The organism is Spirosoma aerophilum, assembly GCF_054782495.1.
In genome coordinates this window covers 1-6,657 of record NZ_BAAGSJ010000021.1, presented here as the reverse complement: position 1 = coordinate 6,657, position 6,657 = coordinate 1, and the positions used below count along the sequence as shown (strand labels likewise).

At 47.2% G+C, this 6,657-nt stretch carries 7 protein-coding genes; 4 read left to right on the top strand and 3 right to left on the bottom strand.

Annotated elements, in window-relative coordinates:
* Nucleotides 1–209 (top strand): winged helix-turn-helix domain-containing protein (locus ACYVK4_RS25860; protein WP_461130470.1); only part of this gene is annotated, 209 nt, incomplete at its 5' end.
* 348 nt (nucleotides 210–557) lie between these two features.
* A complete protein-coding gene (locus ACYVK4_RS25855) occupies nucleotides 558–686 on the top strand; it encodes a hypothetical protein (RefSeq protein WP_461130469.1) in 129 nt (42 codons plus the stop codon).
* 259 nt (nucleotides 687–945) lie between these two features.
* On the opposite strand, the gene ACYVK4_RS25850 is transcribed toward ACYVK4_RS25855, so the two are convergent.
* Nucleotides 946–1,113: a hypothetical protein gene (locus ACYVK4_RS25850; protein WP_461130468.1), complete on the bottom strand. Its 168-nt coding sequence runs from the start codon at nucleotides 1,111–1,113 to the stop codon at nucleotides 946–948.
* An 827-nt stretch (nucleotides 1,114–1,940) separates the two neighbouring features.
* On the opposite strand from ACYVK4_RS25850, the gene ACYVK4_RS25845 reads away from it, so the two are divergent.
* Nucleotides 1,941–3,341 (top strand): hypothetical protein, encoded by a 1,401-nt coding sequence (locus tag ACYVK4_RS25845; RefSeq protein WP_461130467.1) that lies wholly within the window; start codon nucleotides 1,941–1,943, stop codon nucleotides 3,339–3,341.
* A 693-nt stretch (nucleotides 3,342–4,034) separates the two neighbouring features.
* Here ACYVK4_RS25845 and ACYVK4_RS25840 read toward each other — a convergent pair.
* Together ACYVK4_RS25840 and parS are read right to left on the bottom strand one after the other, a co-directional pair.
* Nucleotides 4,035–4,568 (bottom strand): RES family NAD+ phosphorylase, encoded by a 534-nt coding sequence (locus ACYVK4_RS25840; protein WP_461130466.1) that lies wholly within the window; start codon nucleotides 4,566–4,568, stop codon nucleotides 4,035–4,037.
* A gap of 3 nt (nucleotides 4,569–4,571) precedes the next feature.
* The gene (parS, locus tag ACYVK4_RS25835; RefSeq protein ID WP_461130465.1) at nucleotides 4,572–5,057 is read right to left on the bottom strand and encodes a type II RES/Xre toxin-antitoxin system antitoxin; all 486 of its coding nucleotides are present in this window, start codon (nucleotides 5,055–5,057) and stop codon (nucleotides 4,572–4,574) included.
* 512 nt (nucleotides 5,058–5,569) lie between these two features.
* Here parS and ACYVK4_RS25830 point away from each other — a divergent pair.
* The gene (locus ACYVK4_RS25830; protein WP_461130464.1) at nucleotides 5,570–5,974 is read left to right on the top strand and encodes a response regulator; all 405 of its coding nucleotides are present in this window, start codon (nucleotides 5,570–5,572) and stop codon (nucleotides 5,972–5,974) included.
* Nucleotides 5,975–6,657 lie beyond the last annotated feature (683 nt).

Here is a 6,657-nt window from a genome sequence, read left to right as displayed (position 1 = left end):
AACTCCGGAGTAGCAAACCGCTCGTCTGGCTGCATCTGGGTAAAATGAAAACGAACGGTCTTATCACTTGCCGCTCAGAAGGCAACCGGCATCTGTACTCCCTGCCGGATAACCCGTTTATCAACCAACTCCTGTTCAGGTTGGACAACTTTGTCCAGCCGCTTATCCAGGGTACTTCCTGGCCCGGGCGCTCCTTCCATGGTTGCTGAAGAGGCATCGCACCTCATCTTGCCTTTATAGTAGGGATAAAAACGGGGAATCGTACTTAGCCACATAGCCTTATTTGGTAGGGCTTACCCTTGGCTTGGCGTTTGCCAACCCATGCTGAACTCGTTGCCGAGCTATCTACCAACCTGTAAACGGCCATTTGCTGGTAAATAAATCGCCTAGCTTTTGTCGCACGTTATCAGGCGTATGTGAGTGACAGGGTTTGGCAAAGATTAAAAATTAATTGTCTCTCAAAACGCTCCAGCCTGAGACGAAGGAATGATCATATATATACGTTAAAAGACAAGGTGATTTACCTCGCTTAACTACCCAACAGACAACGCAGGTGAGTGACACTAATCCCTGAGATCACCGTTGGGGTACCAAGCCTAAGCGGGGGTGTTGGCCAACTGGTCGAAGAGCCCAATGCCGGAACCAAAAAGAATAGCAGCCAGGTCAATTTGGAGTTCATCGATTAAGCCCGCCTTTAAGCATTGTTAAATCGTATCTGCACTATGAACTCCAACAGCTTTGCCAGCCGCCGCTGCTTTTGCTTGCCTAACAGCCGAATCCAGCCCATCCGTGACGAAGTGTACGGTCAAATTCGACATGGGTCAGCCATCCGGAATGGCGTGGGTGAGTACGAAGGCTGGTCCCCATCCATGATTCCCACCCCATCCATGAGCAACCTCGAAAGTCCGTCTACCGGTTACCCAGTTTATGGACAAAACTTTTGTACTATTGAGCACTGGGAGGGGATAAGTGGAAGGTCATAGCATCAGACCAACCAACCTTTATTTCCACATCGTCAGAGAAGTACCACTCAAACACTTGGGCCACACCATCCTGTTGGTCAGCGACATAACCGTCCAGCGACGTGGATATGATGGCGATGAGTTTTGACATAGTTTGTTGCCATGAGTTAATCTTTATATAAGTAAAAAGATGGCCATTAAAAAACCAATCTGTCAATCAATCACTTAGTTTAAGGTATGTTTTAATAGGCGTACTCTGCTTGTTAGTGAACCGCTCAGCTGGCCCTGCAGGAAACCAGCACGATCGCACCGGCGAATTTGATTCCATAAAACGCTTCGCCAACAACAATCGCATTTGACGAGCAAAACACGGTTGTTCGCCTAAATAGATGTCTCTCGTTTTATCTGCACACTTAACTTCTTTAAATACTAAACCTGGTCTCCTCGACATTTACTACGAGTTTAATACGGTAGGTTATCTAAGTAGCAATGGCGTTTCTAATTTTCAGAAAGTACTTAGTAATCTGGGGATTTATGGCAGTTGAACGGTATGCAGCCGATTTGCTTGATTCATACACAAAAAATACATACCGTTAAATAATTCTATGTTTTTTTTATAAAAATTCATATATTATTTAGAATAATAAATAGACTAATCTTTGAGCATCCACATAGCCGGTCAGAGATCAACAAGGACTGAGTCGGCCATTTAGTCTGATTTATTACGCCTTCTTTCGAGGACTGATCCGTATTTCTTTCTGTGCAGTTCTTATTCACATTTGTCTAGCATGTTTCGAATGGTAGCATCTTTGGGATGGGATTCATAACTATTTCTCCCTGGCACCATCAGTAAGCCGATTTTATACGGAATGGCGAATTCGGATTTAGATCCAACGGAGGTATCTATGTGATTGTATTCATGTAGATACATGAATCGAACTACATGAATTATCCTCTTCAAATTTCCCCTTTAAATGTATGAAAATTTACAAGTCTTCTTCATTACTACTTGTTGTTATTACTGGTATTTTCTTGGTGGTCAGTTGTCAAGAAAACCATGACTTACCAGGTTCTCAAGAGGCAGCCAAATCGGGTAAACGCATAAGTGCCCTAGCTGGATCTAAAGCTTTTTGTGGATTGGATGCCACAGCACGCGTTGCCGCAAAGAATGCTGGAGCCAGAATCGCCGTTTTGAACACGACCATCTATACTACGGATTATGTATCGGCTGGAGTAGGAGGAATGCGTGACGTGGGAAGCGGGTCTATCAACCTGAGTGGTTTATCAGGCACGGTAACCAAAGCCTATCTATACTGGAACGGAGTTACGAATGCGTCAACCGATGTCGGTAACGCAATCACAGTCAATGGCACCCCGGTAACTGGCACTAATATTGGTGTTTCATCGTCTAACTGCTGGCCCTATGCCAATAGCCAGGCGTATCGGGCTGAGGTAACAACACTGGTGCAGTCAACCGGAAACGGAGCCTACAATTTGGCTGGCTTTGGCGATATGAATCCGAATGGGGCTTCCCTCATCGTATTCTTCAACGATGGTAACAATACAAACAATCGTGACGTTGTCATTTTTGAAGGTAATGATTCAAATATACAATTTGCCGGCATAGAGGGCAATCCTAACGCGCCTGCTGACCCTACCGGGTGGGATATTCTGCTTTCGGGTATCACCTACACCGCAGGCAGTGCAAACATCCAGTTACATGTGGCAGACGGTCAGCCATTTCCGGATGATGAGTTACGTATTAATGGAGTGGGGTTTGTCCCTTCCGGACCTGTTTTCGACGGAAATTCAGTACCCGGAGGACAATTGTGGGACATTAAAACATTTGATGTAACCCCCTTCCTTAGCCCTGGTCCTAATTCATTAAACCTGACCACCGGTGTGGTTTCAGATTGTCTTGGATTGGTCGTTGCTTTAATCGATTTACCCGCTGGAGCGGCACCCGTTACGGATATCACCGTTGCTTTTGATGTCCACCCCACGAGCTGTCCTAATCCATTAAATATGACTCAAAAAGGAGTTGTACCCATGGCTATCTTAGGTACGGCCGGGTTTGATGTAACAAAGATAGATGTATCAACGATTAAGGTAAATGGCGTTTCACCTATCCGCTCGTCAATTGAGGATGTGACAGCCCCGTATTCCGGTGCCGTTACTGACTGTTCAACCTGCACAACAGCCGGTCCGGATGGTATTCCAGACCTGACGCTCAAATTTAGTAACGAGTCCCTCACTCAGAGTATAGGCAGTGCGGTGAATGGAAGTTGTATCAGTCTGACCGTAACAGGAACGTTACTTCCAGCCTATGGGTCAACTCCAGTAACAGGCCTCGATTATGTAAGAATCAAGAGTAAATAACAAAAGGTTATACCAATAATACACGTCCCGTAGGTAGCCTGAACTTAGGCTACCTACGGGACGTGTAATTTACTTACCTCCCCATTAACAAACTATAGATTGAATCACACCAACATTTACCACTATTCTCTCCCGTTTATGAAGGTAGTAAACCATTTGGGGTGGCTGGTTAAGCCGTTAGCCTATTTCTGGCCGACGGTCGGCCGCAGCCGTTGCTCCTCAGCAGAGCCAGTGGCGGTTTCAGCTAAAATTAATTAATCAGCCTCCAAGTTGAATAGGCGTAGCCAATTGGTTGGGTTGGCTCTTCTTCTCAAGAATAGCTGTCTTCATAAGTGATTTACCCGATATGGGTGGGGCCAATCTATAGATATTCGCTTACCACAATACGGGTCTATGCGCCTCCCTTTCCACTCAGCCGCTTAATGACGAGCGCGGAGACGTTCTTATCTTAGTTTAATTTCCCAACATAACGTTGCATATGCAACTTGACTAAGAAAAGTAGCATTTTAAAACAACTAATTTGATAAGAGGATGCGCAGAGAATTGCTCCTTCTAGGCTGCATAATGACAAAGGAGCTAATCTTCTCAAGAAATAGTTAGTAAGCTAAGAAAATTTCGAACTCTCGTAAAAGGCTTGTATTCTTTAACGATCTGAGCCGCTCTGCCACCTATAGACTAGACGGGATGGTATACTTAATTAGACCGTCTTTTGACCTTCTTAATCCCAGCGCTTTCTACCGCTGGCGGCTCAACCTGCTTTTGTAATCGTTCATCGAACTCGTGAGCCATAACTTCTATCACTTTTACCTGACTCATCAGCGGGTGCAATGGATTGATTAGGATGTTGCGCGAAGGGGTGTTCCTGACAATCACCGAAGGAAGAGCAAAGGCCAAGGCAGGATAGGTAGGAGCTAGCTTGGGTAGTAAAAACTGCGGTAGGCTTTCGGGATACTTTAACGCATCCCATCCGGTGGGCAGCTCAGCTAGCCGGATCTCCTCAATGGCGTCCGGTAACTCGATGCTCACCCGGACAAACGGAGGTAAATCGCGCACGGGGGTGCCATCTAAGTGGACCAGTGTTTCCAGTAAGGCCAACTCCGGCGTCATTGACGTATAAACCAAGGGAATACCCGGTGGATTCCAGCGACCACCGTTCAGTCGAGCCCCTTCCCCCGTTAGTACTGACTCAATGAACTGCTTTTTTTGGATACGGTAGACTAAAGGCATGGCTTAACTGTAAACCCCATACTCAATGCGGCCTAAGATCTGATCCACTACCTGGAAGCCAGTAGCCGTGTCTAGCAGTTGTAGGGGAGATTGACCTTCCAGGATCTCCAGAGGCCGACGTAACCAGCGGTTAAACTTGCCTTGATCTTCAAACACGCGCAGGCCATGGGCCGCCAGGGCTTTGAGCAGTAGGAGTCGTTCCGATTCGACCTTGTTCAACGAACCGCTGACTAAGCGCCGGGCTATCGTCCGCTCGTTCATCGACAGCAGAATAGCGAACTCCCGAATCGTTAACTCCAACAAAGCAGCCAGTTGTCGCACTTCGGCATGGGTCACCCCTGAGCGCGACTGGGCAATGAGCTCGAAGGGACCGGTTCTCTCGGGTAAGATACGTACCATGGTATTGGCTGGCTCAAAGATAAGTTGGTTTGTAGGGCTCTTTTGGGCATCCGGCCTGACTTTGGGAGCTTTCTGGGTAGTTGCTTTCATGAGTAACAATTTGTCAGTAACATTACTGACATTTTACGTAATTACAACCCGTGTAGGCAAAAAAAGTTTACAGGTTGTCTTAGCCTACTTGATCATTTACTGACACGAAAGTAGACGCAAGAATTTATCATAGATCTGCTTCTTAAATGGGGCGTTTTATGGAACGGCTAATTTTATTAATTGCAAACTCTATCAGTCGCCTACGGTACCCTTCTAAATTATGGAGCCGCTTACCAAACTAGTCGGTTGATGAAAGATACACTAGTTCTAAAAAGCCATGCATCAGCCCAGCTTGTTGCGGCAACTCAGGGCTAAGTACTTACTGCGTATCACCCAACCACGTCAGGTACCAAACAGCTGGCCTGTCAAAGGCTTAAACCAACCCGTTAACTCCATTAATAACCTTATAACGAAACGAATTCGGTCATTCACCTCTGGTCTCCCAGGTTATTATTCCATTCTCTTGTCTTTTTCTATTACCTTTGCTCATACCGTACTTCTACTTATAATCTATGAACCCTCTGTTTGATGCCCCGGTGTGGGTGGTTGATGATGATGATGACGACCTGTTGTTTCTTCAATCCGCCTTTGCTCACCAAAGGTCGGCCATCGGGATACGTCTCCTCCAGGATAGCACCGCCCTGTTGGCTCAGCTAGACGCTTGTGGGGACTTACCCAAACTCCTGCTGCTGGACATCAACATGCCCCGCCTCAATGGGCTGGAGGTACTGACCCAGCTGCGCAGCCTGCCTCGCTACGCTCAGCTACCCATTATCATGCTCACCACCTCTACTGATCCCGGGGATCGGCAAGCCGCGCTGAGCCTGGGGGCCAACGACTACTTGATTAAACCCATTGGCCAGCAGCACCTACGGCTGATTGCTCAAACGCTGAGCCAGCGATGGGCGTTGACCTAGCCTAATCGATTCTTTTCGACGGGTTACCGAATAGTACCGCGTTCGTTCGAAAGGCTATAGGGCTGCCCACTCCCCAGCTTAGCTGGAAAAGCGGATTAGTGTCATGACGCTCCCGGATCAGACCCGGGAGTTAGATTCATTTCAGGATGAATCCATTGGTGTGACTAGAACGGGGCCGCCCAAGCGGCGGAAAGCCTGCCTTCAACTGATGGCCGGCTTTTTTGGGCTCTGCTCAGAGGCGGGTTGGCCGAGTGGTGAAGTTTCAAAACCGAATGAATTGACAGCAGCCATCAGCGACAATTTAGGTTACTGATACGGTGCATTTGATCAGCTTGTAGAGACGTTCAGTCAGTTAAAACAATACTGGAAAACTTATGCAGCCAAAGCTGTTCATGTAGTAAGCTTAATTGGATCGCTACATGAACAGCTTTGGTAGTCATCATAAGCCCCACATTTTGTAGCTCAATCAGTAGGCTGTCGGATCAGTCCCGCAAGTAAGCCACCCAATGGATAGGATAGGTAGCTACTTAATCGAGGGCCTGATTAAGACTTTAGCCTCAGGAGGCCCTCTATAAGCGGCATCAGCGACGCACTGGTCTGAAAACCATGTCCCAGCGTCGGCAGTACGAACACACCCTGCAGGCTGACTAGATGAGCAATAGCCCGGCTCAGACTAGCCTGAT

Bases quoted from the DNA above. Each gene is read 5' to 3' on its own strand.
- ACYVK4_RS25840 (WP_461130466.1), bottom strand. From the start codon at position 4,568: ATGCCTTTAGTCTACCGTATCCAAAAAAAGCAGTTCATTGAGTCAGTA.
- ACYVK4_RS25830 (WP_461130464.1), top strand. From the start codon at position 5,570: ATGAACCCTCTGTTTGATGCCCCGGTGTGGGTGGTTGATGATGATGAT.
- ACYVK4_RS25845 (WP_461130467.1), top strand. From the start codon at position 1,941: ATGAAAATTTACAAGTCTTCTTCATTACTACTTGTTGTTATTACTGGT.
- ACYVK4_RS25850 (WP_461130468.1), bottom strand. From the start codon at position 1,113: ATGTCAAAACTCATCGCCATCATATCCACGTCGCTGGACGGTTATGTC.
- parS (WP_461130465.1), bottom strand. From the start codon at position 5,057: ATGAAAGCAACTACCCAGAAAGCTCCCAAAGTCAGGCCGGATGCCCAA.